General features: G+C 71.6%; 22 protein-coding genes and 1 tRNA gene. 3 read left to right on the forward strand and 20 right to left on the reverse strand.

Annotated elements, in window-relative coordinates; all coding sequences use genetic code 11:
* The first annotated feature begins 6 nt into the window (after positions 1-6).
* Positions 7-2,016 (forward strand): caspase family protein, encoded by a 2,010-nt coding sequence (locus FHX52_RS07530; RefSeq protein ID WP_141821296.1) that lies wholly within the window; start codon positions 7-9, stop codon positions 2,014-2,016.
* A gap of 58 nt (positions 2,017-2,074) precedes the next feature.
* Here the strand turns inward: FHX52_RS07530 and FHX52_RS07535 are convergent.
* From FHX52_RS07535 to FHX52_RS07560, 6 genes are all read right to left on the reverse strand, one after another.
* Positions 2,075-2,147: transfer RNA gene (locus tag FHX52_RS07535), tRNA-Ala, on the reverse strand.
* Positions 2,148-2,329: 182 nt separating this feature from the next.
* Positions 2,330-2,989, reverse strand: a complete 660-nt coding sequence (locus tag FHX52_RS07540; RefSeq protein ID WP_246069662.1) for a histidine phosphatase family protein — start codon at positions 2,987-2,989, stop codon at positions 2,330-2,332.
* The gene (gene rsfS, locus FHX52_RS07545) at positions 2,986-3,396 is read right to left on the reverse strand and encodes a ribosome silencing factor (RefSeq protein WP_141821298.1); all 411 of its coding nucleotides are present in this window, start codon (positions 3,394-3,396) and stop codon (positions 2,986-2,988) included. Before rsfS ends, FHX52_RS07540 begins: the two co-directional genes overlap by 4 nt.
* On the reverse strand, positions 3,393-4,079 hold the full coding sequence (gene nadD, locus FHX52_RS07550; RefSeq protein WP_246069911.1) for a nicotinate-nucleotide adenylyltransferase: 687 nt from the start codon (positions 4,077-4,079) through the stop codon (positions 3,393-3,395). Before nadD ends, rsfS begins: the two co-directional genes overlap by 4 nt.
* Positions 4,080-4,096: 17 nt before the next feature.
* Entirely contained in the window at positions 4,097-4,258 is a 162-nt protein-coding gene (locus tag FHX52_RS07555; protein WP_185747113.1) for a hypothetical protein, read from the reverse strand.
* Positions 4,249-4,962 carry a ribonuclease FAU-1 family protein gene (locus FHX52_RS07560; protein ID WP_141821302.1) on the reverse strand — a complete coding sequence of 238 codons (714 nt, stop codon included), beginning with the start codon at positions 4,960-4,962 and terminating at the stop codon, positions 4,249-4,251. The genes FHX52_RS07555 and FHX52_RS07560 overlap by 10 nt, the downstream gene beginning before the upstream one ends.
* A 98-nt stretch (positions 4,963-5,060) precedes the next feature.
* On the opposite strand from FHX52_RS07560, the gene FHX52_RS07565 reads away from it, so the two are divergent.
* A complete protein-coding gene (locus FHX52_RS07565) occupies positions 5,061-6,107 on the forward strand; it encodes a glycosyltransferase family 2 protein (protein WP_141821304.1) in 1,047 nt (348 codons plus the stop codon).
* A 50-nt stretch (positions 6,108-6,157) separates the two neighbouring features.
* On the opposite strand, the gene FHX52_RS07570 is transcribed toward FHX52_RS07565, so the two are convergent.
* Positions 6,158-6,853 carry a class I SAM-dependent methyltransferase gene (locus tag FHX52_RS07570; RefSeq protein WP_141821306.1) on the reverse strand — a complete coding sequence of 232 codons (696 nt, stop codon included), beginning with the start codon at positions 6,851-6,853 and terminating at the stop codon, positions 6,158-6,160.
* Between the two features lie 78 nt (positions 6,854-6,931).
* Positions 6,932-8,215: a glutamate-5-semialdehyde dehydrogenase gene (locus FHX52_RS07575; RefSeq protein WP_141821308.1), complete on the reverse strand. Its 1,284-nt coding sequence runs from the start codon at positions 8,213-8,215 to the stop codon at positions 6,932-6,934.
* A 116-nt stretch (positions 8,216-8,331) separates the two neighbouring features.
* On the opposite strand from FHX52_RS07575, the gene proB reads away from it, so the two are divergent.
* The gene (gene proB / locus FHX52_RS07580; RefSeq protein WP_141821310.1) at positions 8,332-9,444 is read left to right on the forward strand and encodes a glutamate 5-kinase; all 1,113 of its coding nucleotides are present in this window, start codon (positions 8,332-8,334) and stop codon (positions 9,442-9,444) included.
* Positions 9,445-9,469: 25 nt separating this feature from the next.
* Here the strand turns inward: proB and FHX52_RS07585 are convergent, their stop codons facing one another.
* From FHX52_RS07585 to FHX52_RS07640, 12 genes are all read right to left on the reverse strand, one after another.
* Entirely contained in the window at positions 9,470-11,167 is a 1,698-nt protein-coding gene (locus FHX52_RS07585) for a CHAT domain-containing protein (RefSeq protein WP_141821312.1), read from the reverse strand.
* 162 nt (positions 11,168-11,329) lie between these two features.
* Positions 11,330-12,976, reverse strand: a complete 1,647-nt coding sequence (locus FHX52_RS07590) for a solute symporter family protein (RefSeq protein ID WP_185747114.1) — start codon at positions 12,974-12,976, stop codon at positions 11,330-11,332.
* Positions 12,973-13,260, reverse strand: coding sequence for a DUF485 domain-containing protein (locus tag FHX52_RS07595; protein ID WP_141822099.1), 288 nt, complete (start codon positions 13,258-13,260; stop codon positions 12,973-12,975). The genes FHX52_RS07590 and FHX52_RS07595 overlap by 4 nt, the downstream gene beginning before the upstream one ends.
* A gap of 273 nt (positions 13,261-13,533) precedes the next feature.
* On the reverse strand, positions 13,534-15,132 hold the full coding sequence (locus tag FHX52_RS07600; RefSeq protein WP_246069663.1) for a sodium/solute symporter: 1,599 nt from the start codon (positions 15,130-15,132) through the stop codon (positions 13,534-13,536).
* Positions 15,129-15,521, reverse strand: a complete 393-nt coding sequence (locus FHX52_RS07605; protein WP_141821316.1) for a hypothetical protein — start codon at positions 15,519-15,521, stop codon at positions 15,129-15,131. Before FHX52_RS07605 ends, FHX52_RS07600 begins: the two co-directional genes overlap by 4 nt.
* Positions 15,518-16,315 (reverse strand): LytR/AlgR family response regulator transcription factor, encoded by a 798-nt coding sequence (locus FHX52_RS07610; protein WP_141821318.1) that lies wholly within the window; start codon positions 16,313-16,315, stop codon positions 15,518-15,520. The genes FHX52_RS07605 and FHX52_RS07610 overlap by 4 nt, the downstream gene beginning before the upstream one ends.
* Complete coding sequence (locus tag FHX52_RS07615) at positions 16,312-17,436, reverse strand: sensor histidine kinase (RefSeq protein WP_141821320.1); 1,125 nt, start codon at positions 17,434-17,436, stop codon at positions 16,312-16,314. Before FHX52_RS07615 ends, FHX52_RS07610 begins: the two co-directional genes overlap by 4 nt.
* Before the next feature lie 88 nt (positions 17,437-17,524).
* Complete coding sequence (gene obgE / locus FHX52_RS07620; RefSeq protein ID WP_141821322.1) at positions 17,525-19,054, reverse strand: GTPase ObgE; 1,530 nt, start codon at positions 19,052-19,054, stop codon at positions 17,525-17,527.
* 133 nt (positions 19,055-19,187) lie between these two features.
* A complete protein-coding gene (rpmA, locus tag FHX52_RS07625) occupies positions 19,188-19,457 on the reverse strand; it encodes a 50S ribosomal protein L27 (RefSeq protein WP_141821324.1) in 270 nt (89 codons plus the stop codon).
* A 39-nt stretch (positions 19,458-19,496) separates the two neighbouring features.
* Positions 19,497-19,805, reverse strand: a complete 309-nt coding sequence (gene rplU, locus FHX52_RS07630; RefSeq protein WP_028785644.1) for a 50S ribosomal protein L21 — start codon at positions 19,803-19,805, stop codon at positions 19,497-19,499.
* Between the two features lie 187 nt (positions 19,806-19,992).
* Positions 19,993-23,253, reverse strand: coding sequence for an Rne/Rng family ribonuclease (locus FHX52_RS07635; RefSeq protein ID WP_141821326.1), 3,261 nt, complete (start codon positions 23,251-23,253; stop codon positions 19,993-19,995).
* Positions 23,254-23,465: 212 nt separating this feature from the next.
* Positions 23,466-24,251, reverse strand: a complete 786-nt coding sequence (locus FHX52_RS07640; protein ID WP_141821328.1) for a TIGR03936 family radical SAM-associated protein — start codon at positions 24,249-24,251, stop codon at positions 23,466-23,468.
* Between the last annotated feature and the right edge of the window lie 58 nt (positions 24,252-24,309).

Genomic DNA, 24,309 nt, shown 5'->3' on the forward strand with positions numbered 1-24,309 from the left:
ACCACCATGGCCGGCCACGTCTACGCGCTGCTCGTCGGCATCGACGCCTACACCGGGGTCGTGCCGCAGCTGTCGGGGTGTGTCAACGACGTCACCGCTTTCACCGCGGTGCTCCAGGGCCGGGTCGCAGCCGAGGACCTCAGCCTCGTGACGGTCACCGACGAGGACGCGACCCGTGCGGCCGTGACCACGGAGTTCACGAGACTGCTCGGGCAGGCCGGGCCCGAGGACGTCGCGCTCTTCTACTACAGCGGACACGGCGCCCACCAGGACGCTCCCGAGGAGCTGTGGCCCTTCGAGCCCGACCACCAGAACGAGACGCTCGTGCTCGTCGACAGCCGCGAGCCGGGCGGCTGGGACCTCGCCGACAAGGAGCTCGCGGTGCTCATCGCGCAGGTCGCGGCGAGCGGCTGCCACCTGCTCGTCGTGCTCGACTGCTGCCACTCCGGCGACGCGACCCGCGACGTCGACGAGGTGGTGCGGCAGGCACCGCCGGACTCCCGTCACCGGCCGATCGAGAGCTTCCTCACCGGCACCGTCGAGCAGGCCGCCGCCCAGGCCGCGGCCGCGGCGGACGGCTCGACGACCCGCGACCTCGACCAGGCCCCGCGCGAACGGTGGACACCGCCGGCGGGTCGCCACGTGCTGCTCGCGGCGTGTCGCTCCTCCGAGAAGGCCAAGGAGATCCGGACGCAGGGCCAGCACCGCGGCGCGATGTCGGCGGCCCTCGAGAAGACCCTCCTGCAGTCGGAGGACACACCGTCCTACCGCGACCTGCTGCTCATGGTGACCTCGCAGGTGACGACGACCGTGCGCGACCAGCACCCGCAGTTCGAGACGGTCGACTCGAGCGAGCTCGACCGGCCCTTCCTCGGGGGCTCCATCCCCGACACGCCGCGGCCCCTCACCCTGAGCCATCGCCCGGAGGGATGGGTCATCGACTCCGGGGCGGTGCACGGCGTACCCGAGCCCATCACGATCGGTGAGACGACCGACACGACCGAGCTCGCGATCTATGCGCTGTCGGCGGCCGGACGTGGCCAGCCGCTTGCGACAGCGATCGTGACGAGGGTGCTGCCAGACCGCTCTGTCGTGACGGTGACTCCCGAGCTCGACCCCTCGTCGATCTACCGCGCGGTGATGACGTCCATCCCGCTCAAGCCTCTGGCGGTCGCCGTGGCCGGCGACGCTGCGGGCACGACTGCGCTGCGGTCAGCGGCCGACAACGCCGACTCGACGCTCATCGACCTCATCGAGGCGTCGGCCACGGCGCCGCCTCCTGACCTGCAGGTCGAGGCGACCGCCGCAGGCTTCGTCATCACCCGCCCCGGGCTCGTGCGGCCGCTCGTCCCGGTCGTCGCAGGAGAGGGGCGCGAGGGGCGCACCATCGCTGCGCTAGAGCACGTGGCTCGGTGGTTGCGCCTCTCCGGGCTCACGAACCCGACGAGCCGGCTCGCGACGAACGCCATGCATGTCAGCGTCGTCACTGCCGACGGGAGCACCGACGACGAGGGCACGGTCGAGATCGCCTACGTCGACGACAAGCCGCCGAAGTTCACAGTGACGCTCGAGAACACGACCAAGGAGCCGCTCTGGGCCGCACTGCTCGACCTCACCGACTCGTACGGCATCTACACCGATGCCTTCGCTGCGGGCCGGGTCGCGCTGGCGCCTGGCGAGAAGACGAGTCTCGAGCTCGGCGGCGAGGTCCCGGACGTCCTCTGGAAGGAGGGCGTCGTCACGGTGACCGACCGCCTCATCGTCGTGACGAGCACGATGGAGTTCGACCCGCGGTCGCTCCAGCAGGGCGACCTCGCGGTGAGCACGGTGCCGGGCTCGGACGGTGGTGACGGGACGGGCGGCATGACCACGCGATCGGCCTACACGCCGAGGTCGACCCTCGAGCGCATGCTCGGCAGCGTCACCACCCGCCGGCTGCCGCCGCGCTCGACGGAGGCGGTGGCCGACTGGCGGACCAACCGCATCGACGTCGTGACGTCGCGCCCGCGTCCCTGAGAGGGTGCGGGGAACGACGAAGGGCCGGACGCGATCGCGTCCGGCCCTTCGACTTCGGTGGAGCTGAGGGGACTCGAACCCCTGACCCCCTCCATGCCATGGAGGTGCGCTACCAGCTGCGCCACAGCCCCTTTCGGGTGCCGCCCCGCTGAGGCGACTGCGTAACAATAGCGGGTCGTCGGGCCCGATCCCAAATCGGGGCGCGGCGCCTCCCGGGCCACCGATCGAGCCGTCATCGAGGCGTCATCGAGCAGTGATCGAGGAGTGACCGAGGAGTGACCGAGGACCGAACGAGCCCACGGACGAGACCCGTTCAGGCCGTCCAGGGTCCGAGGTTCCAGCCCGCGATGCGCCAGCGCGCGGTCGCCGAGAAGCTCTTGCCCGCCTCGACGAGCTCGATCCAGTGGCAGTTGTCGAGGCCGCGGAAGATGCGGTCGGAGACGTCCTGGTCGAGACCGACAAGGTCGCTCACGCCCACCCGGGCCGAGACGCCGTGCGCGACGACGAGCGCAGTCTCGCCGGCCGCGAGGCCGTCGGCGACCTCGCGCAGCGCCGCGCCCGCCCGTGCCGCGACGTCCTGCCGGGTCTCGCCGCTGACGCCCTTGCGGACGTCCTCACCGCGGTCGAGCGCAGCGACGAGCTCCGGGTAACGCTCGTGCACGTCGTCGACGTGCATCCCCTGCCACTCCCCCACGTGCACCTCACGCAGCCGCTCGTCGAGGCGCAGCGGCAGCCCGGTGAGCGCGCTCACCGCCTTCGCCGTCGAGACCGCGCGACGCAGGTCGCTCGAGACGATGACGACAGGGCCGTATGCCGCGACGTGCGGTGCGGCCGCCGCGACCTGCTCGACGCCGCGGTCGGAGAGCGCCGAGTCCCGGTGCCCCTGCCAGATGCGGGCGGCGTTGTCGACCGTCTCGGCGTGCCGCATCACGACGATCCGCCGCGGTGGCGGACCGCCGGGCACCGGGCTCACGCGTCGCTGTCGTCTTCGGTGGCGGCCTTGACGGGACGCGGCAGCGGCTCGATGCCCGAGAGGTCGATCTCGGGGCAGTCCTTCCACAGCCGCTCGAGGGCGTAGTAGTCGCGCTCCTCCTCGTGCTGCACGTGGACGATGATGTCGCCGAAGTCGATGAGGACCCAGCGGCCCTCGCGCTCGCCCTCGCGGCGAAGCGGCTTGCTGCCGAGCTCGCGGAGGCGGTCCTCGACCTCGTCGACGATGGCGCCGACCTGGCGCTCGGAGGGGGCGGAGGCAATGACGAAGACGTCGGTGAGCGGCATCTGGTCACTCACGTCGATCGCCATCACCTTCTCGGCGATCTTGTCCTCGGCGGCCAGGGCGGCGACCTTGGCAAGCTGGAGCGAGTGTTGGGCGGCAGTCACGAATCTCCTTGCGGCAGAAGGGCGTGGTCCTTCTGCTGGTGGGTCTGGCGGTGCACAGGGAGCGGAGCCCCGTGTGGGTAGTGGTCGTTCGGGGGGTGCACGGGGGGCGGAGCCCCCCGTGGGTCGGCATAGAGCCGATACTTGTTGATGTACTGGACGACCCCGTCGGGCACGAGGTACCAGACCGGCTCGCCGTCGGCCACGCGAGCGCGGCAGTCGGTGGAGCTGATCGCCATGGCGGGCACCTCCTGGAGCGTGACGCGGTGCTCGGGAAGCCCCTTGTCAGACAGCTCGTGCCCCGGCCGGGTGACCCCGATGAAGTGGGCGAGGTCCCAGAGCTGCTCCGCGTCCTTCCACGAGAGGATCTCGGCGAGGGCGTCGGCGCCGGTGATGAAGAACAGCTCGTCGCCAGGACGCTCCGCGCGGATGTCGCGCAGGGTGTCGATCGTGTAGGTCGGGCCGGGCCGGTCGATGTCGACCCGGCTGACCGTGAAGCGCGGGTTCGACGCCGTCGCGATGACCGTCATGAGGTAGCGGTGCTCGGCAGGCGACACGTGCCGGTCCGCCTTCTGCCACGGCTCTCCCGTGGGCACGAAGAGCACCTCGTCGAGGTCGAACAGCGACTGCACCTCGCTGGCGGCGACGAGGTGGCCATGGTGGATCGGGTCGAACGTCCCGCCCATGACCCCGAGGCGCATGCTCAGTGCTGGTGCCCGTCGGTGTCGTGCCCGCGGGCGGTGCCGGCACCCGGCGCGCGGCGCGGCGAGCCGACCTTGGCGGCCGTGTTGCGGAAGCTCCACGTGATGGCGAGCAGCACGAGGAAGACCGCGAAGGCGATGAGGAAGTAGGCGATCACCGGCATGGGGAGCTCGCGGGCGGCTTCCTCCCCCTCGGCGACGAGTGCGAGGACACGATCAGACATACGGTCAGCCTACCGGCAGCGACGACGCTCAGCGCGCCGCCCTGCGGAGAAGCCCTGCGAGCTTCCTCGGGGGCTCTCCGCAGCCACTCGTGGCCGACCGACCCGAACGGCTCGTCACCGGCCGCCACCGCCGCGAGCACTCGGTCGCGCCAGAGCTCGGCGAGCGTGACGATCTCGGGTGGGTAGCGCAGGGAGATCTGGTGCTCGGCGAACTCGTCCTCGTCGTCGACGAAGAGATGGCCCTCGCTGGTGAGCACGACGTCGAGGTCGAGATCGACCATGGTCACCTCCCACTCCGGCCCGTCGTCCACGACGGCGCGCCGCTGCCACACCGGCTCCGTCGTCATGTCGACGTAGACGCTGAGGTGGCGGTGCGCCGGGTAGAAGCCGGCGGCATACGCCCCTTCGTGCGGGACGAAGGAGACCCAGCCGTCGGTCTCGACGAAGTCGACCCCCGGGCGGACGCAGCGCGTGCCGACGGGGGCGTACCACCAGTGCCCGAACTCGTCCGCCCCGAGGTAGCGACCGACCCACTCCCAGTGTCGTCCCTCTCCCCACTTCGTGAAGCGGCCGAGCACGGGGGCCCCGAGCGGGGGCCGGCCGGACGGCATACCTGCTGGGGTCGGGGCGGGAGCGGAGGTCACGGGGGGCCACGTTACGTTTCGGGAGGCGCCCGCGGGGGCACAGCGGCAGGACAGCAACGTGACAGCCGCACCTCACGAGCGGCCGTAGGCTGGACCCCATGGTCCCGGAGTTGTCCGTCGTCATCCCGATGTACAACGAGCAGGAGGTGCTCCCTCTGCTCGTCGAGCGGCTGCGCCCTCTCCTCGACGGGATGGGCGTTCGCTACGAGGTCGTCGCCGTCGACGACGGCAGCTCGGATCTCACCGCCGCGCTCCTGCAGCGCTACCACCGCGAGTGGCCGGCGCTTCGGGTCGTGCGGCTGCGCGCCAACGCCGGGCACCAGGCCGCCATCTCCGCCGGCCTCGTCAGCGCCCTCGGCGACTACGTCGTGACGCTCGACGCCGACCTGCAGGACCCGCCCGAGGTCATCCCCCAGATGCTCGCGGCGGCGAAGGACGACGGTGTCGACGTCGTCTACGGCGTGCGCAACGACCGGTCGACCGACACGTGGTTCAAGCGGGCCTCAGCCCAGGCGTTCTACCGCCTCATCACCGTCATGTCTCAGACCAAGGCCCACGCCGACGCCGGCGACTTCCGGCTCATGTCGCGCGCCACCGTCGATGCCATCAACAGCCTGCCGGAGCACAACCGCGTGCTGCGCTTCATCGTGCCGGCGCTCGGGTTCCCCTCCGACACGGTCGAGTACAAGCGTGACGAGCGGGCTGCCGGCACGTCGAAGTACCCGCTCATCAAGATGATCCGGCTCTCGCTCGACTCGCTGACCGGCTTCTCGACCGCCCCCCTGCGCATGGCGACCTTCGCCGGCCTCGGCGGCGCCGTCATCGCCGTGCTCCTCTTCCTCTACACCTTGATCGCCCGCTCGCAGGGCCACACCGTCGCAGGCTGGACCTCGACCGTCGCGATCGTGTCGGCCTTCGGGGCGGTGCAGCTCGTCTGCGTGGGCATCCTCGGGGAGTACATCGGGCGGATGTACGCGCACATGCAGGGGCGGCCCACCTACTTCATCGCCTACGACTCGCTCACCGCGGGGCACGGCGAGCACGGGCCCACCGACACGCCGCTGCCGGCGAACCCCGCCGACGGCCGCATCCGCGACACCCTCGTCGAGGCTCAGCGTCCGAAGGTGAGCGCCCCCGGCCGGTGATCACGGCTGGGCCGTGACCGGCGGTTACGGCTGCCCTCGCCGGCCGCTCGTCAGGGGATCGGGCGGGCCCTCATGAGCAGGCTGACTCCCGGCAGGTCCTTGACCGGCAGGTAGCGCTCGGCCGTGATGATGGTGCGCAACCCGAAGTTGACGACCGGGTGCAGGTCGTCGAGGTCGGAGCCCGTGCTCGTCTTGCGCCGCATCGCGACGACGGGGCGAAGCAGGACGTTCCACGACTGCACCGACTCGACCCGGAAGCGACCGCGCTCGAGCAGGTCGACGAGCCCGGGACGGGTGTAGCGGCGGACGTGATCGACGGCCTCGTCGTGGTCGGACCACAGGCGCGGATCGGCCGGCACGGCGATGAGGTAGGTGCCCGTCGGTCGCAGGACCCGGTGCACCTCGGCGACCGCGGCGTCGTCGTCGTGGAGGTGCTCGAGCAGGTCGAAGGCGACGACGAGGTCGAGACTGTTGTCGGCGAGCGGCAGCTTCGTCGCGTCGGAGCGGAGCGTGGCCAGGCCGCGGCCGGCCGCCACCTCGGCGCCGTCGGCGCCGTACTCGAGCGCGACGGCCTGCCAGCCGTGGTCGCGCAGGACGCGGGTGTTGCCGCCTCCGGCAGCGCCCACGTCGAGAGCGCGGCCCGGGGTCAGCCCTGCGATCGCCTTGGCGAGCAGGTGCCGGCGCTCCCGGTACCACCAGTGCCCATCCTCGAGCTGGGCGAGCTTACGGACCTCTGTGGCTTCCATCGCGCCTCATTATGCACGGCCTGTCGTGGGGCTGTGGCCGACCCGTGTCACGGACGGATCTCGGTGCCCCGTGCTGCCTCAGCGGATGTGCCCGTCGCCCTCGACGATCCACTTCGTCGTCGTCAGCTCGGGCAGGGCCATGGGGCCGCGCGCGTGCAGCTTCTGGGTCGAGATGCCGATCTCTGCGCCGAAGCCGAACTCGCCACCGTCGGTGAAGCGGGTGCTCGCGTTGACCATGACCGCCGCCGCGTCGACCTCGGCCGTGAAGCGCCGCGCCGCGCCGCGGTCCTCGGTGACGATGGCCTCGGTGTGCCCGGTGCCGAAACGGCGGATCCGCTCGACTGCCTCGTCGAGGTCGTCGACGACCGCGACGCTCATCTCCAGGCCGTGCCACTCCGTGCCGAAGTCTTGCTCGCTCGCGAGGTCGTATGCCGCCCCGGCCGCGTCGGCGTAGTCGGCGACCTCGGGTGCCACGTGCAGTCGCACACCCGCACCCGCGAGGTCGGTCAGTGCCTTCGGCAGGAAGTCGGCGGCGACGTCCTTGTGGACGAGGAGCGACTCGGCGGCGTTGCACACGCTCGGCCGGTGGGTCTTGGCGTTGAGCGTGATCGCCTGCGCCTTGTCGAGGTCGGCGGCGCGGTCGACGTAGACGTGGCAGACCCCGACACCCGTCTCGATGACGGGCACCGTCGACTCGGTGACGACGGTCTGGATGAGGTCGGCGCCGCCCCGCGGGATCACGAGGTCGACGTGGCCGCGGGCCGTCATGAGGGCGCGCGCGGCGTCGCGCCCGCCCTCCTCGAGCAGGGTAATGGCCTCGACCGGAAGACCTTGTGCCGCAAGGGAGCTGCGCATGGCCTCGACGAGGGCATGGTTGCTGCTGGCAGCCGCCGAACCGCCGCGCAGGATGACGGCGTTGCCGGACTTGAGGCAGAGGCCGGCCGCGTCGACCGTGACGTTGGGGCGGGCTTCGTAGATCATGCCGATGACCCCCATCGGCACGCGCACCTGGCGGATCTGCAGCCCGTTGGCGAGGGTGGAGCCGCGGACGATCTCACCGACGGGGTCAGGCAGGGCAGCGACGTCACGCAGCGCCTGGGCGACAGCGGCGACGCGGTCCTCGTCGAGGCGCAGGCGGTCCTGGAGGCTCTCGCTCATGCCCCGCGCGCGGCCCCGCTCGAGGTCCTCGGCGTTCGCGGCGATGACGGCCGGCGTGGCCGCTTCGACGGCGTCGGCGAGGTGCAGCAGGGCCGCATCCTTCTCGGCGCGGGACATCAGGGCAAGCCGCCGGGAGGCCACCCGGGCCAGGTCGGCGAGCGCGTTGACCTGCGCGGCGACAGCGGGGTCGATCGTCGTGGACATGTCCCCAGCGTAGGTCGTGGTGCTGACGGACGACCCGCCGTTTCCGTGGGCTGGACCTCGAGCGACCGCTCTGGACGGTGCCGTGTCGTGTCGCGGCCGGTCACTAGAGTCGGGGTGTGTCTCCCCGCTCCGCGATCAGCAGCGCCCGCCGGCTCGTCGTCAAGGTCGGCTCGAGCTCGCTGACCGGCGCCGACGGCGGCATCGACAGCGGCCGGCTCGTCGCGCTCGCCAACGCACTGGCCCGCCGCCACGCGAGCGGCACCCAGATCGTGCTCGTCAGCTCGGGCGCCATCGCGGCAGGCATCCACCCGCTCGGGCTCACCGCGCGGCCACGCGACCTCGCGACCCAGCAGGCGGCTGCATCGGTCGGGCAGGGGGCGCTCCTCGCCGCCTACACCCACGCCTTCGGCGCCCACGCCGTCACGGTCGGGCAGGTGCTGCTGACGGCCGACGACGTCACGCGTCGCTCGCACTACGCCAACGCCCGCCGCACCCTCGAGCGGCTGCTCGACCTCACGGTGCTGCCGATCGTCAACGAGAACGACACCGTGGCGACGAGCGAGATCCGCTTCGGCGACAACGACCGCCTCGCCGCCCTCGTGGCGCACCTCATCGACGCCGATGCCCTCGTGCTGCTCTCCGACGTCGACGCCCTCTACGACGGGCCGCCGAGCCGCCCCGGCACGCAACGCATACCCGTGGTGTCCGGACCGGACGACCTCGTCGGTGTCGAGATCGGCGGCAGCGGCTCGAAGGTCGGCACCGGCGGCATGACGACGAAGATCGAGGCTGCCCGCATCGCGACCGCGGCCGGGGTCGTCACCACCGTGACCGCCGCCGACCGCGTGACCGAGGTGCTCGCCGGCGGTGACGTCGGCACGCTCTTCCTGCCCGTCGGCGTGCGGGGTCGCTCCCGCCGGCTGTGGCTCGAGCACGCGACGACCGCTCGAGGACGCCTCATCATCGACGACGGCGCCGTGGCCGCGCTCGTGCACCGCAAGAAGTCGCTCCTGCCCGCGGGCATCGTCGGGGTCGAGGGCATCTTCCACGACGGTGACCCTGTCGACGTGTGCGGCCTCGACGGCACTCCCGTCGCCCGCGGCCTCGTCAACTACTCCTCGGCTGAGCTGCCGGGGCTGCTCGGCCGGTCGACGAAGGAGCTGGCCCGGGAGCTGGGGCCGGAGTACGAGCGCGAGGTCATCCACCGCGACGACCTCGTCGTCCTCTGACGGCGGCCCTCGACACCCGACCTGGTCAGGTCGGTCGGGACTGCACCGTGACGGTCAGCGCACCGGAGTTTCCGTCGAGGTTCGTGTCGTTGATGCCGAGGTCGAGCTGCCCGTCTCGCGGGCAGTCGTAGCTCGTCCCGCTGCCGACGAAGAACGGCTCGGTCTCATCGAGGCTGCCGATGAGACCCGCCGTGTTCGCGTCCGGAAGGCCCTCGACGTTCCACTTGTGGAAGCGCGCGTCGGTCAGCCCGTCCGGTCCCACGGTCGAGCCGGCCGACGCGTCGTGCTGGATCGTGCCGGTCGCCGAGATCTCGAGCGTCGTGCCGGGGGCGCACGTGACCCCGCTGTCGAGCCAACGGGTGTTGCCGGGGACCGACACCTCGACCGGGCTCGGCGCCGCGTCGGACTGGCCCTGGCTCGGCGAGCTGTCCTGGCTGCCCTGGCCGGCATCCGATGTGCCCGTCACGGCTCCGAGCGCGGTGGTGCCGTCGCCCTGCATCGAGCGGTAGACGACCGCCCCGACGCCGCCGAGCAGGAGGGCGAGGACCGCGGCTGCAGCGACGAGGCGTCGCCGTCGGCCGGTCGTGTCGTCCTGCTCCGGCACGGTGTCCGAGGAGAGGTCGGCGACGTCGAAGAGACGGGTGTCCTGCCCACGGACGTAGAGGACCGGCGTGACCCACTCGAGGGTGCCCCGGCCGAGCCCGAGGATGCCGATGCGGCCGCTGCGCATGGCCTCGTCGATGGTGCGCCCGTTGGCGAGCGCCGTGTAGAACCCGCGGGCGAAGGCCAGGGCTGCACGGTCGCTGATGGTGAACTGCATGGCGGCGACCGACTGGATTCCACTGCGTGCCAGTGCTGCTGCCGTGCCGGAGAAGGGGTCGTCGGAGCTGGAGGCCCCCGACTCGCAGGAGTTGAGCACGACGAGCCGAGGGGTCGGTGAGGCTTCGTGGAGCAGGTCGGCGAGGCTGCTCGCCGTCACGAAGTCGGCGCGTCCGTCGGCGCCGACGAGAGCGATGACGCCTTCGTCCGCGGCGTCGTCGAAGCTGCCGTGGCCGATGAAGTGGAGGACGTGCCACGGCCGTTGCAGCAGCCGCTCGTGCAGCTCCGCCCACGTCGCGTTCTCCACCCATTCGAGCCGCACACGACCCGAGCGCACGTGCTGGTCGAGCGCCTCCTCGAGATGCTCCCTCTCAGCGGCGACGTCGAGTGGCGCCAACCCCCGCGGCGACGACACGACCGCCAGCACCTGCAGGGGCGGCTTGACGGCGAGCGCGTCGAGCGCGTGCTCCCCGGTCACCTGGCGGACGAGCGGCTCCTGGCGGCACAGATAGGCCTGGCTGTCACGGTCGTAGAGCATCTCCCACGGCAGCGCGGCGAGGCCCGGTGCCCCGAGGCGCAACCGCACCTGCAGCCCGCTCCCGCGATCTGCTGCGACGGCCCGGCTCGATCGGTAGGTCGCGGCCACCTCGCCGACGAAGATGGCGTCGAAGAGCTTCGCGCCCGTCGACTGCACCGAGACCTCGGCTGCGGGAAGGATCCGCCGGGCCGACACCGACGACGCGAGGACGACCGACTCCAGCTGTGGCCGGGTGGCGAGAAGGGCGTCGACGTCGAGGGTGAAGTGTTCGGTCGGCTCGCCGCCTGCCACCGAGCGGGCGACGTGCACGGTGAAGTCTCCCGCTGCTGCGCCGGGATCGATCTCGAGCTCAAGCACCGTGTCCATCTCGAGCCTCCCCGCCCCATGGATCCACCACGTTCCAGCGTCCGCCCGTCCGCCGTCCCGCGCAAGCGAATAGGCCGGAGCGGCCGAACGGCCACGCCCTGCTGGGCGTGGCCGTTCGGTGGGTGAGGGCCCGCAAGCGGGCCCTCGTCGTGCGGTTGTCGGTCAGTGGGTCGAGGCGGTCTCGGCGCCGTGACCCGTGAGCGAGCGGACCTCCATCTCGGCGTACTTCGCCGCGTTGTACTCCTTGCTCGTCACGGTCCCGATGTAGCCGAGGATGAACCCCAGCGGGATCGAGATGATGCCCGGGTTGTCGAGCGGGAACCAGTGGAAGTCGACGCCCTGGAGCATCGAGGGGCTCTTGCCCGTCACGGGGTCGACCGCCTTGCCCGACACGACGGGGCTGAAGATGATCAGCGTGATGGCGCTGATGAGACCGCCGTAGATGCTCCACAGCGCACCGCGGGTGTTGAACCGCTTCCAGAAGAGCGAGTAGAGGATCGTCGGGAGGTTCGCGCTCGCCGCGACGGCGAAGGCGAGAGCCACGAGGAAGGCGATGTTCTGCCCGAGGGCGAAGATGCCTCCGATGATGGCGACGGCGCCGAGGACGAGCGCGGAGATGCGCGCGACCTTGACCTCCTCCTCCGGGGTGGCGGTGCCCTTCTTCACGACGGTGTTGTAGATGTCGTGCGAGAGCGAGGCGCTCGCCGTGATCGTCAGACCGGCGACGACCGCGAGGATCGTCGCGAACGCCACCGCCGAGATGATCCCGAGCAGGATCTCGCCGCCGAGCTCGAAGGCGAGCAGCGGGGCCGCTGAGTTGACGCCTCCCGGGGCCTTCTTGATCGCACTCGAGCCGACGAGGTCGGCCGCGCCGAAGCCGAGCACGAGCGTGAAGAGGTAGAAGATGCCGATGAGCCAGATCGCCCACACGACCGAGCGGCGGGCCTCGCGCGAGGTCGGCACCGTGTAGAAGCGCATGAGCACGTGCGGCAGGCCGGCCGTGCCGAGGACGAGCGCCATCGAGAGCGAGATGAAGTCGATGGGGTTCTTGTACTGCAGGCCCGGCTGGAGCAGGTCCTTGCCGCCGGCGTCCTGCGAGGCCTGCGTGGCCTCACCGAGCAGGTTCGAGAGGCTGAAGCCGAACATGCTGAGCACCCAGAGCGTCATGATGCCGGCGCCGATGATGAGCAGAACGGCCTTGATGATCTGCACCCACGTCGTGCCCTTCATGCCGCCGTAGATGACGTAGACGAGCATGATGAGACCGACGACGACGATGACGAGCCGCTGCCCCCACTGGCCCTCGATGCCGAGCAGGAGCGCGACGAGGCCGCCGGCGCCGGCCATCTGGGCGAGCAGGTAGAAGAACGACACCGCGAGCGTCGAGATGGCGGCTGCGATGCGCACCGGCCGCTGACGCAGCCGGAAGCTGAGCACGTCGGCCATCGTGTACTTGCCGACGTTGCGCAGCAGCTCCGCGACGAGGAGCAGGGCGACCAGCCAGGCGACGAGGAAGCCGATGGAGTAGAGGAACCCGTCGTAGCCGTTGATGGCGATGGCGCCGGCGATGCCGAGGAACGAGGCCGCCGAGAGGTAGTCACCGGCGATGGCGATGCCGTTCTGGCGTCCCGTGAAGGCGCGGCCTCCGGCGTAGTACTCAGCAGCGCTGCGGTTGTTGCGCGACACGCGGATGACGATCGCGAGGGTGACGACGACGAAGAGGGCGAAGATCGTGATGTTGATCGCCGGGTTGCCGACCGTCGTGGCCGTGGGCGCGAACGACGGCGCCGATGCGAGGAGCGTGCTCACTGGTGCCCTCCCATCTTCTGAGCGAGAGCCTCGGCCGCGGGGTCGAAGACCCGGTCGGCCCAGCGGGCGTAGTACATCGTGATGGCGAACGTCGTCACGAACTGGAGGAGCCCGAGGGTGAGGCCCCACGTGATGTTGCCGAAGAGTCGCGTGCCCATGAACTCCTTGGCGAAGACGGAGAGCAGGACGTAGAGGAAGTACCACGCGAGGAACAGCGCGGTCAGCGGGAAGACGAACTTGCGGAACTTGGTGCGCAGCTCGTTGAACTCGGCAGAGTTCTGCATGGCGACGTTGGGATCGTCGTCCACGCGTTCGGGAGCTTCTTTGCTCACGGGGACACCTCCGAGGCGGTTGGTCGTGCGGGGCCTGGTCTGTCGGCGTCTCACGCCAGCCGTGCCGCTCGCCCACCCCCTGCGGTGAGGCGTCCGACGTCACTGTCGCTCGCGCCTGCCGGCCATGCGACCGGCGGTGCACACGCTAGAAGGGCCGGGCGGGGCTGCGCAGCGGCTGCGCCGGGCCGATCGGTGAGAGGGCGCGGCCGGTCGCCGTGCGCCGTCTCAGCCGCGACGAACGGTCACGTTGTCGCGACGAGCGGTCGCGCCCTCGCCCGACCGTGAGCCGGCGCGCGACGGGTCGGGGTGGAAGGTCCCGCGGTCGAGGTCGAGGTTCTCGGGGGCGTGCAGCCGCACCATCGTGAGGTTGACGTGCTTCGGGACCGTCGCGCGGGTGAGCACGGACACGAGGACCATCGTCGCGAAGGCCATCGGCACCGTCACCGCGGCCGGCTGGCGGATGATCACCCCGAACCACCCCTCCCAGTCCGCCCCGAAGGTCGTCGCGACGACGGCCGTCATCGACAGCCCTCCCCCGACGACGAGCCCCGCGATGACGCCGCGCGCCGTGAGCCCGCGCCACCAGATGCCGAGCAGGAGCATCGGGCAGAACGTCGACGCGGCGACGGCGAAGGCGAGCTCGACGGCCCGCGCGACCGGCACGCCCGCCGACACGAAGGTGAGCGCGACGGCGAGGGCCACCGCCAGCACCGTCGCCAGCCGGAACGCCCGTATGCCGCCCCGCAGGCCCGGACCGGTGCCCCGGCGCAGGACGTCCTGGCTGAGGACCCCCGCGACCGAGACGACGAGGCCCGTCGACGTCGACAGGAAGGCGGCGAAGGCCCCTGCCGCGACGAGGGCCGTGAGGCCCTGCCCCACCGCGCCCTCGAAGACCCGGCTCGGCAGCTCGAGCACGACGGTGTCGGCGCGGCCCTCGGCGACGAGGTCGAACGCGAACATCCGGCCGAGCACGCCGTAGAGCACCGGCAGCACGTAGAACGCGGCGAGCAGGACGAGCACGACGAGCGTCGTGCGCCGGGCTGCCCGCCCGTCGCGGTTGGTGTAGAAGCGCACGACGACGTGCGGCAGGCCCATCGTGCCGAAGAAGGTCGCGAGCACGAGCGAGTAGGTGAGGTAGAGGGCGTGGTCGCCCTGGAGCGGCTCGACCCAGTCGGCGACGTCGACGGCGCCCGAGCCGGACGGCATACGGCTGCTCGCCCACATGCCCGCGAAGAAGAAGAGCGGGGTCAGCAGCGCGACGAGCTTGAGCCAGTAGTGGAACGCCTGGATGAACGTCACGCTGCGCATGCCGCCGGGGAGGACGTTGAGGCAGACGACGACGGCCACGGCGAGCTGACCGACCCAGAGCGGCGCGCCGGTCAGCGTGCGCAGGGTGAGGCCCGCCCCCTGGAACTGCGGGATGAGGTAGAGCAGGCCGATCGCGACGACGAGCAGGCTGGACACGCGCCGCACGTGGATCGACTCGAGCCGCAGCTGGGCGAAGTCGGGCAGCGTGTAGGCCCCCGACCGGCGCAGCGGTGCCGCGACGAAGACGAGGAGGACGAGGTAGCCCGCCGTCCACCCGACGGGGAGCCACAGCATGTCGACCCCGCGTGCGAGGATCAGCCCGGCCGCCCCGAGGAACGATGCAGCAGAGAGGTATTCGCCGCTGATGGCCGACGCGTTGAGGATCGGCCCGACCCCGCGCGAGGCGACGTAGAAGTCGCTCATCGTGCGCGACACCCGCAGGCCGAAGGCGCCCACCGCGAGCGTCGCGACCGAGACGAGCACGACCGCGATGATGCTCGCGGCGGCGGTGCTCACCGGCCCTCCAGCAGGTCGCTGAAGTTCTCCTCGTTGCGCTCGGCCTGACGCACGTAGAGCCACCCGAGGGCGATGATCTCGGTCGATGCCACGACGGTCAGCAGCAGCCATGGAAGCGGAATGCCGACCACGTCGGTCTGGCCGATGGCCGGCACGAGGTGGAAGAGCAGCGGCAGCAGGCCGAGGGTGAGCCCGAGTGCGAGGAGCACCCCGACGGCGAGCCGCAGCTGGCTGCGCATGAGGGAGGTGATGTAGACCTCGCCGAGGCGGGTCTGCGCGTCGATCTCGGAGGCCACCGACGTCGCCCGGGTGCGCGTCGCACCGGCTCGCGGGCTCGTCACGCGGACCCGTCGCGGGGGTCCGTCGCGGTCGCCCCGCCGCTCGCTCACAGCGCACCTCGCGGACGCGGCTGGGCCCGGCGCACGAGCAGGTCACGCAGCTCGCGGGTGTGGCGACGGCTGACGACGAGCTCGTGGCCGCCGACGACGACGGTCGTGCGGCCGCTCTCGGTGCGCCACTCCGTGATGTGGCCGAGCGCGACGAGCGACGAGCGGTGGATCCGCACGAAGCCGGCCTCGGCCCACTGGTCGGCCAGCGTCGTGAGAGGCACCCGCACGAGGTGGCTCTCGGTTGCGGTGTGCAGCCGCGCGTAGTCGCCCTGGGCCTCGACGAAGAGCACGTCTGCGCGGGGCACGAGCCGGCTCACCCCACCGAGCTCGACGACGATGCTCTCGTCGTCGCCCGTCGCGGGCACGGGGTCGGCTCCCTCGAGGCGGCGCACGACGCGGCGCACTGCCTCGGACAGGCGCTCGTCGCGCACCGGCTTGAGCACGTAGTCGACGACGTTGAGCTCGAAGGCGTCGACGGCGTGCCGCTCGTGCGCGGTGACGAAGACGACCGGGGGCTGCGTCGAGAAGCGCGAGAGCACCCGCGCGAGGTCGAGGCCGCTGAGGCCAGGCATCTGCACGTCCATGAAGATCGCGTCGAGCTGCTGCTCGTGGATCACCCTCAGGGCCGCCTCCCCCGATGCCGCGGGCACGACCTGGCGCACGGCCGGCTGCCGCTCGAGCATCCAGACGAGCTCGTCGAGCGCGGGCGCCTCGTCGTCGACGGCGAGCACGCGCAGGGTGCCAGTCGTGGGATCGGCACCGGACGGCATACCGGCTCGCGGTGGCTGGCTCATGCGTGCACCCCCGGCCGGAACTTCGGCAGGCGCACCGTCACCTTGGTGCCGGCGCCCTGCGCGGTCTCGATGACGAGGCCGTAGTCGTCGCCGAAGGTCGCGCGGAGCCGCTCGTCGACGTTGGCGAGCCCGACCGAGTCGCTCGACGGGTCGCCCCCGAGCACCTGCCGGAGGCGTTCGGGGTCCTCGCCGACGCCGTTGTCCTCGATCGTGACGACGCACTCGCGGTCGGCGTCCTGCGCGAGGATGGTGATCTCGCCGTCGCCGGGCTTGCGCTCGAGGCCGTGGCGCACGGCGTTCTCGACGATCGGCTGGAGGCAGAGGAAGGGCACGACGACCGGCAGCACCTCGGGCGCCACCCGGAGGGTCACCGTGAGGCGGTCGCCGAAGCGGGCCTTCTCGATGACGAGGTAGGCCTCGATCGAGCGCAGCTCCTCGGCCAGCGTCGTGAACTCGCCGTGCTTGCGGAAGGAGTAGCGCGTGAACTCCGCGAGGTCGAGCAGCAGCTCGCGCGCCCGCTCGGGGTCGGTGCGGGTGAAGGAGGCGATCGCCGTGAGGGAGTTGTAGATGAAGTGCGGGCTGATCTGGGCCCGCAGGGCGCGCACCTCGGCCTCCATGAGCCGGGTGCGCGAGGCGTCGAGCTCCGCGAGCTCGAGCTGGCCGGAGACCCAGCGGGCCACCTCGTTCGTCGCCCGCACGAGGCCGGCCGAGGCCTGGTCGGTGAAGACCTGGAGCGTGCCGACGACCTTCTCCTCGATGTCGAGGGGCGCGACGATGGCGTGCCGCACGACGCAGGACGGCTCGTCGCAGGCGATGTCGGCGCCGTCGACGACGGTCGTGCGCCCGTGCCCGAGGGTTGCGGCGGCGATGACCGCCGGCTGTGGGGAGTGGTGCGAGCGACCGCCCTCCCACGCGAGCAGCCGTGTCGTGTCGGTCATCGCCACGGCCGGTGCGCCGAGCAGGGTGCGCAGGTGCTTGAGCGACCGCTCGGCGCTCGCCGGGTTGAGCCCCTGCCGCAGCGGCGGCGACGCGAGCAGCGCGGTGTGCAGCGTGCGGAAGGTCGCCCGGTCGGCCTCGGTGCCGAGGTGGCCCCGACGCAGCAGCGCGCCCCACGAACTCATGGGTGACACCCTATGCGCGTCCCTCCCGAGCAGGCCGCCGTATGCCGTCCGACGACCCAGCCCAGCGGGCCGTCTCGCGTCGGCCGGGTCAGGCCTCGGTGTCGGCCTCGTCGTCGCGCAGCTGCCAGAGCCCGGCCCGGCGCTCGGCCTCGAGCTCCTCCTGGGTCGCGGCACGCGCGGCGTAGCGGTCGCGCTGCGCCTCTCGCTTCTCGTCGCGGGTCGGGCGCGACGGCTCGGACAGGCGCAGGTCGGTGCCACGGTTGCCGAGCATCTCCGCGCCGGCCTGGAGGGTGGGCTCCCAGTCGAAGACGACGGCGTCGTCGCCCGGGCCGATGACGACGGTGTCGCCGGCGACGGCGCCCACCTTGAAGAGCTGCTCCTCGACACCGAGTCGCCCGAGGCGGTCGGCGAGGTAGCCGACGGCCTCGTCGTTGCTGAAGTCGGTCTGGGCCACCCACCGCACCGGCCGGTCGCCGAGGATGCGGTAGAAGACGCCGTCGGGGCCGCTCTCCTTGGTGACCGTGAAGCCCTGGTCGTCGACGGAGCGCGGGCGCAGCACGACGCGCGGCGGCACGACCTGCTCGACGGCCTTGCGGGCCTCGTCGACGTGGCGGGCCATCGCGAAGGTCAGCTCGCGCAGGCCCTGGTGGGCGACTGCGGAGACGATGAAGACCTCGATGCCGCGCGCCTCGAGGTCGGGCTTGACCATCTCGGCGAGCTCGCGGGCCTCGGGAACGTCGGCCTTGTTGAGCACGACGATGCGGGTGCGCTCCGACAGGGGCCGGCCCCCGAGGTCGGCGTCGGGCACGTAGAGCGAGAGCTCGTTCTCGATGACGTCGAGATCGGTCATCGGGTCGCGGCCCGGCTCGAGCGTCGCGCAGTCGATGACGTGCACGAGCACGGAGCACCGCTCGACGTGACGCAGGAACTCGAGCCCGAGCCCCTTGCCCTCGTGCGCACCCGGGATGAGCCCGGGCACGTCGGCCACGGTGAAGCGGCTCGAGCCGGCGGTGACGACGCCGAGGTTGGGCACGAGCGTCGTGAAGGGGTAGTCGGCGATCTTGGGCTTCGCGGCCGAGAGCACCGAGACGAGGGAGGACTTGCCGGCGCTCGGGAAGCCGATGAGCGCGACGTCGGCGAGCGACTTCAGCTCGAGCACGACCTCGACGTCCTCGCCGGGCTCGCCGAGCAGGGCGAAGCCGGGAGCCTTGCGGCGCGCGCTCGCGAGCGCCTTGTTGCCGAGGCCGCCCCGCCCACCGGCAGCGATGACGTGCTCAGTGCCCATCCCGACGAGGTCGATGATGATGCGGCCGTCACGGTCCTTGACGACGGTGCCCTCGGGCACGTTGAGCACGAGGTCGTCACCGTCGGCGCCGTTGCGCTCGTCACCGGCTCCGGGGGCGCCGTTGCCTGCCTTGCGGTGCGGGTGGCGGTGGTAGTCGAGCAGCGTCGTCGAGGAGGGGTCGACGCGCAGGATGACCGAGCCGCCCCGTCCTCCGTTGCCGCCGTCGGGTCCACCGAGCGGCTTGAACTTCTCGCGCTTGACGGAGGCCACACCGTGCCCGCCCGCTCCGGCGCTGAGGTGCAGCACCACGCGGTCGACGAAGGTCACTGCCATGGGAGGTCACTCTTCCAGATCAAAGTGGGCGGACGGCATACGCCGGGTGGGTATGCCGTGTCGCCCGGGAAAGGCGGAAGGGCGGGCCACACGGGCCCGCCCTTCCGGAACATCAGGTGGTGATCAGGGTCGATCACTCGGCAGCAGCGGTCTCCGGGACCTCGATGTTGACCGTCTTGCGGCCACGCTTCGAGCCGAACTTGACCGCGCCGGCCACGAGGGCGAAGAGCGTGTCGTCGCCACCGCGACCGACGCCCTCACCGGGGTGGAAGTGCGTGCCGCGCTGGCGGACGAGGATCTCGCCGGCCTTGACCTGCTGGCCACCGAAACGCTTGACGCCGAGGAACTGTGCGTTCGAGTCGCGACCGTTGCGGGTCGAGGACGCACCCTTCTTGTGTGCCATGTCAGTCCTTCTCTCGTGAGTCTCTGGGTTCCGGGTGGATCACGCGTTGATCGCGGTGATCTTGACCTGGGTCAGCGGCTGACGGTGGCCCTGACGCTTGCGGTAGCCGGTCTTGTTCTTGTACTTCATGATGACGATCTTGGGGCCCTTAGCGGCCTTGACGACCTCGGCCTTGACCGACACCTTGGACAGCTTGTCGGCATCGGACGTGACGGTGGTGCCGTCAACGAGGAGCAGCGGCGTGAGCTCAATGGCATCGCCGGGCTGGCCCGTCACCTTGTCGACGAGCAGGACATCGCCCACCGACACCTTCTCCTGGCGACCGCCAGCGCGAACAATCGCGTACACAGTGAAACTCACTCTCTCATCAGGATGTGGCTCGCCGCTTTCGGCACCGGCCCGTCAACACGGGCCCGGTGGGCGCACCGAGGGTCTAGATTACCGGCTCGACCGGCCATCGACCAAACCGGCCGAGGACGCGGGACGTGCCGTGTGACGCGGGATGACGTGCAGGGACGCACCCGCGGGACCGGGGTCAGGCGTCGCCGCCGTCGCCACCGGCCGCGCTGCCCCGCGGCGGCCCAGCGGGCGCCACCACCCGGCCGCGACGTCGACGGCCCCGGGGAGCGGGCTCCACGACGACCTCGACCTCGACCGGCGCCTCGGAGACGACCTCAGCGGTCACCTCGGGCTCCGTGTGCTCGTGGTGCTCGGGCTCGGGCTCGGGCTCAGCGTGCTCGTGGTGCTCGGTCTCGGGCTGCGACGTGGTCGCCTCGGTGACGTCCGACTCGAGCTCGACGGCGGGAGCGTCGTCCTGCGAGGGGACGGCGGGAGCGTCGTCACCGGCCCAGGGGCCGTTGTCCTCGGGGAACGAGTGCGGGTGCCCGTCGTCGGGGACAGCCGCCGTCTTGAGCGCGGCGGCGTGGGCGGCTGCGGCGATCTGGGCCGCGGTCGGCCCGGTGTGGCGCGGCGGCTCGGCGGAGGCAGAGCCCTCCGCGCGGCCGTTGCCACCGTTCCCACCGTTGCCGCGACCGTTGCCGGAGGCGTGCGAGGCGTCGCCGCCTGAGCCCTGGGCCGGGGCGCTGCTGCCGCGACCGCCACGGCGGCGGCCGGAGCTGCTCGGCTCGGCGTGGACCTCGGGCTGGTTGACGCCACGGTCGACGGGGTCGGTGTGGATGATGAAGCCGCGCCCGTTGCAGTGCTGGCACGTCTCGGAGAAGACCTCGATGAGGCCCGAGCCGACCCGCTTGCGGGTCATCTGGACGAGACCGAGCGAGGTCACCTCGGCGACCTGGTGCTTGGTGCGGTCGCGGCCGAGGCACTCGAGGAGGCGACGGACGACGAGGTCACGGTTGCTCTCGAGGACCATGTCGATGAAGTCGATGACGATGATCCCGCCGATGTCGCGCAGCCGGAGCTGGCGCACGATCTCCTCGGCCGCCTCGATGTTGTTCTTGGTGACGGTCTCCTCGAGGTTGCCGCCCGAGCCGACGAACTTGCCGGTGTTGACGTCGACGACGGTCATCGCCTCGGTGCGGTCGATGACGAGGGAGCCGCCGCTCGGCAGCCAGACCTTGCGGTCCATCGCCTTGGCGAGCTGCTCGTCGACCCGGTGGTGGGTGAAGAGATCCTCCTCGGAGGTCCACTTAGTCAGCCGGTCGGCGAGGTCGGGCGCGACGGAGGTGATGTAGGGGTGGATCTCGTCCCAGGCCTGGTCGCCCTGGACGACGAGCTGCTTGAAGTCCTCGTTGAAGACGTCGCGGATGACCCTGACGGTGAGGTCGGGCTCGCCGTGCAGCAGCATCGGCGCCGTCCCGGTCACGGCCGAGCCGGTGCTGCCGTTCTTCTTGCGGCCCTTGCTCTTGCCGGCACGCGGCGTGGCGGACATCTCGGCCTGCGCCTGGATCTGCTCCCACGTGCTCGTCAGGCGCTCGACGTCGGCGCGCAGCTCCTCCTCGCTCGCCCCCTCGGCGGCGGTGCGCACGATGACCCCGGCGCTGTCGGGCACGACGTCGCGCAGGATCTTCTTGAGACGGGCGCGCTCGGTGTCGGGCAGCTTGCGGCTGATGCCGGTCATCGAGGCGTTCGGCACGTAGACGAGGTAGCGACCGGGCAGGGAGATCTGCGAGGTGAGGCGGGCACCCTTGTGGCCGATCGGGTCCTTGGTGACCTGCACGAGCACGGTCTGGCCCGAGCTGAGGGCGTTCTCGATGCGCTTGGGCTGGCCCACCTCGAGGCCTGCGGCGTCCCAGTTGACCTCTCCTGCGTAGAGTACGGCGTTGCGACCCTTGCCGATGTCGACGAACGCCGCCTCCATCGAGGGCAGGACGTTCTGGACCCGGCCGAGGTAGATGTTGCCGGCCATCGACACGTTGGTCGCCTGGTCGATGTAGTGCTCGACGAGCACGCCGTCCTCGAGCACGCCCATCTGCGTGCGGCCCTGACGGTTGCGCACGACCATGACCCGGTCGACGGCCTCGCGGCGGGCGAGGAACTCGGCCTCGGTGATGACGGTGCGGCGGCGGCCGGCCTCGCGACCCTCGCGGCGGCGCTGCTTCTTCGCCTCGAGGCGGGTCGACCCCTTGACCCCGGTCGGCTCGTCGCTCAACGTGCGGGGCTGACGCACCCGCGTCGACACGGTGGGGGTGTCGTCGCCGGCGTCGGCCGACGAGCCCGCGCGACGGCGACGACGGCGGCGGCGGCTGGTGGCGCTCTCGTCGTCCCCGCCCTCGGGGCGCTCGCCCTCCTGGGCGTCCTCGGCACGCTGGCCGTCCTGGTCGTCGCGACCTGAGTCGGAGTCGTCGGACGCGTCGGCAGCGGACTCGACCGACGTGTCGTCGCCGTTCTCGTCGTCGGTGTCGGACGGCCCGCGCCCGCGGCGTCCCTTGCCGCCGCGACGGCGGCGCGAGCGACGCGGGGTCGACTCCTCGTCGTCGGCGAGCGGCGCGATGGTCTCGGGCTCGAGCTCCTCGACGTCCTCGATGGGCTCGATGGGCTCGATGGGCTCGCGGTCGGCGACCTCGGCCTCGAGGTCCGGCGTTGCCCGCGGGGCCGCGCCGGCGGGGGCCACCGGGCCGGCGTCACGCACTGCCGAGCGGCGACGGCGGGTGGGGGTGGGCTCAGGAGCCTGGAAGAGCAGGCTGAGGCTCGGCACGACGGGCGCGGCGGAGGCGCGATCAGCGGCCCGGCCAGCCTCGTCCTCGTCCTCGTCCTCGGCAGCGAGGTCGGCGGACGTCGCGGAGCCAACCTCGTCGGCGTCGACGACGGCCTCGGTGTCGATCAGCGCGTCCAGCGTCACGGTCTGGGAGATCTCGCTGGCATCGGCCGTCTCAGCCGTCTCGTCGGAGCTGACGGCCTGCTGGGCGAGCAGCTCCTCGAGGGCAGCTGCGGCGCGGTCGGCCGGCTCGTCCGACTGGGACGACGCTGCCGGCGAGGCCTCGGGGGTGGTCTTCGCGCGGGAGGCGCGCTTGCGCGGGGCCCGCTTGGCGACCTTCTTGGCGGCCGGCGCGGCGGTGACGTCAGCTTCGTCGCCGGCTCCTTGGCCTGCATGGTCGGTCTGGTCTCCCGCCAGGGCCTGCGCTGCGGGAGCGTCGGCGGTGGCCTCGCCTGAGGGCAGGTCGGCGGCCGCGGGGGCGGCGGCGGCCTTCTTGGTCGTGCGCTTCACCGCCGCACGCTTGCGCGGGGCCCGGGCCTTCGCCGCGGGCGCCTGGCCCTCGGCGGGCTCGCCGCTCGACGCCGCGAACAGCGTCGAGTCGTCAGCGTCGGTCGAGGTGGGTGTCGTGTCGTTGGGTGCCATCAGGCAGCCTCCCGTCAGGTGCGGTGTGACCACACGCTCGGCCGGAGCCGCCGACACCGCACGAGTGCGGTTCGCAGTCGTCCACCGCGTCTGCGGCGGACGGAAGTCGTTTCGCTACACCCGAAAACGGTTCGCGCTGGGCGCGGCCCCGTGATCGAATGCCGTCGACCTTCTCGTCGGCAACCCTTGCCGGAGTCTGACCCTGGATTGGGTCAGGACAACGGGTCGGTCACCCTCGCGGTTGCGGTGTCGAGCGGTCCCTGCGCCAGTCGCGTCACCAGGGGGGGACGCGGCGGCTGCAGCTCGGCGATCTCACGCAGCGCGGTCAGAATGTCGTCGGGGCGTACGGCAGGTGTGGTGTGTCGTACGACCATTCGCAGTATCGCACAGTCCGCCGCGATGAGGTGAGCCGGTCCGAGCTGTGCAGCCGTGTCGAGCCGGGCCTCGTCGGGTGACTGGACCACTGCCCCGAGCACGGCGCCCCGCACGTCGAAGGTGCGCGGGCCCGTCTTCGTCATGCGCGTCACCTCGGCCGTGTCGCGGGCGAGCAGCAGGTCGACCGCGCCCTGCAGGGTCCGCACGTCCAGACCGCCGAACTCGAGGAGCCAGTCGCTCGCCTCGAGCCGGTCGGCGAGCGCCCCGGGAGCTGCCTCGACGACCGTGAGGATGTCGATGCCGGGCGGGAGCGCCTCGTCGAGCGCCACCCGGACCGACTCGGTGTCGACCCGGTGGGTCACCGAGATCTCGACGTACTCCGCCTCGCTCGCCGTCCCTGTCGAGGCGGCGTTGGCGTAGCTGATCTTCGGGTGCGGGTGGAATCCCGCCGAGAAGGCCATAGGCACGTCGGCGCGGCGCAGGGCCCGCTCGAGCGCGCGCTGGAAGTCGCGGCTCGAGGTGAACCGCAACCGGCCGCGCTTCGTGTAGCGGATCCGCAGCTTCTGCACGGCCGGGTCGGGCGCCGGCCCCTCGGGGACGCGCTGACGTGCCTGTCGTGCCATGGCGTGAAGGCTACCTGCCGCACGGCCACACACTGCGCGACCCGCGACGCACCCCGGC

Source organism: Humibacillus xanthopallidus (assembly GCF_006717145.1).
GTDB classification, from domain to species: domain Bacteria; phylum Actinomycetota; class Actinomycetes; order Actinomycetales; family Dermatophilaceae; genus Humibacillus; species Humibacillus xanthopallidus.

What these genes read in the sequence shown, in the direction of transcription:
- FHX52_RS07530 (WP_141821296.1), top strand. Translation starts at nt 7, where the DNA reads ATGGCCGGCCACGTCTACGCGCTGCTCGTCGGCATCGACGCCTACACC.
- nadD (WP_246069911.1), bottom strand. Translation starts at nt 4,079, where the DNA reads ATGGGCGGGACGTTCGACCCGATCCACCATGGCCACCTCGTCGCCGCC.
- FHX52_RS07555 (WP_185747113.1), bottom strand. Translation starts at nt 4,258, where the DNA reads ATGCCGGTGATCGCCTACTTCCTCATCGCCTTCGCGGTCTTCCTCGTG.
- FHX52_RS07565 (WP_141821304.1), top strand. Translation starts at nt 5,061, where the DNA reads ATGGTCCCGGAGTTGTCCGTCGTCATCCCGATGTACAACGAGCAGGAG.
- FHX52_RS07570 (WP_141821306.1), bottom strand. Translation starts at nt 6,853, where the DNA reads ATGGAAGCCACAGAGGTCCGTAAGCTCGCCCAGCTCGAGGATGGGCAC.
- FHX52_RS07575 (WP_141821308.1), bottom strand. Translation starts at nt 8,215, where the DNA reads ATGTCCACGACGATCGACCCCGCTGTCGCCGCGCAGGTCAACGCGCTC.
- FHX52_RS07585 (WP_141821312.1), bottom strand. Translation starts at nt 11,167, where the DNA reads ATGGACACGGTGCTTGAGCTCGAGATCGATCCCGGCGCAGCAGCGGGA.
- FHX52_RS07595 (WP_141822099.1), bottom strand. Translation starts at nt 13,260, where the DNA reads ATGCAGAACTCTGCCGAGTTCAACGAGCTGCGCACCAAGTTCCGCAAG.
- FHX52_RS07610 (WP_141821318.1), bottom strand. Translation starts at nt 16,315, where the DNA reads ATGAGCCAGCCACCGCGAGCCGGTATGCCGTCCGGTGCCGATCCCACG.
- FHX52_RS07615 (WP_141821320.1), bottom strand. Translation starts at nt 17,436, where the DNA reads ATGAGTTCGTGGGGCGCGCTGCTGCGTCGGGGCCACCTCGGCACCGAG.
- obgE (WP_141821322.1), bottom strand. Translation starts at nt 19,054, where the DNA reads ATGGCAGTGACCTTCGTCGACCGCGTGGTGCTGCACCTCAGCGCCGGA.
- rpmA (WP_141821324.1), bottom strand. Translation starts at nt 19,457, where the DNA reads ATGGCACACAAGAAGGGTGCGTCCTCGACCCGCAACGGTCGCGACTCG.
- FHX52_RS07635 (WP_141821326.1), bottom strand. Translation starts at nt 23,253, where the DNA reads ATGGCACCCAACGACACGACACCCACCTCGACCGACGCTGACGACTCG.
- FHX52_RS07640 (WP_141821328.1), bottom strand. Translation starts at nt 24,251, where the DNA reads ATGGCACGACAGGCACGTCAGCGCGTCCCCGAGGGGCCGGCGCCCGAC.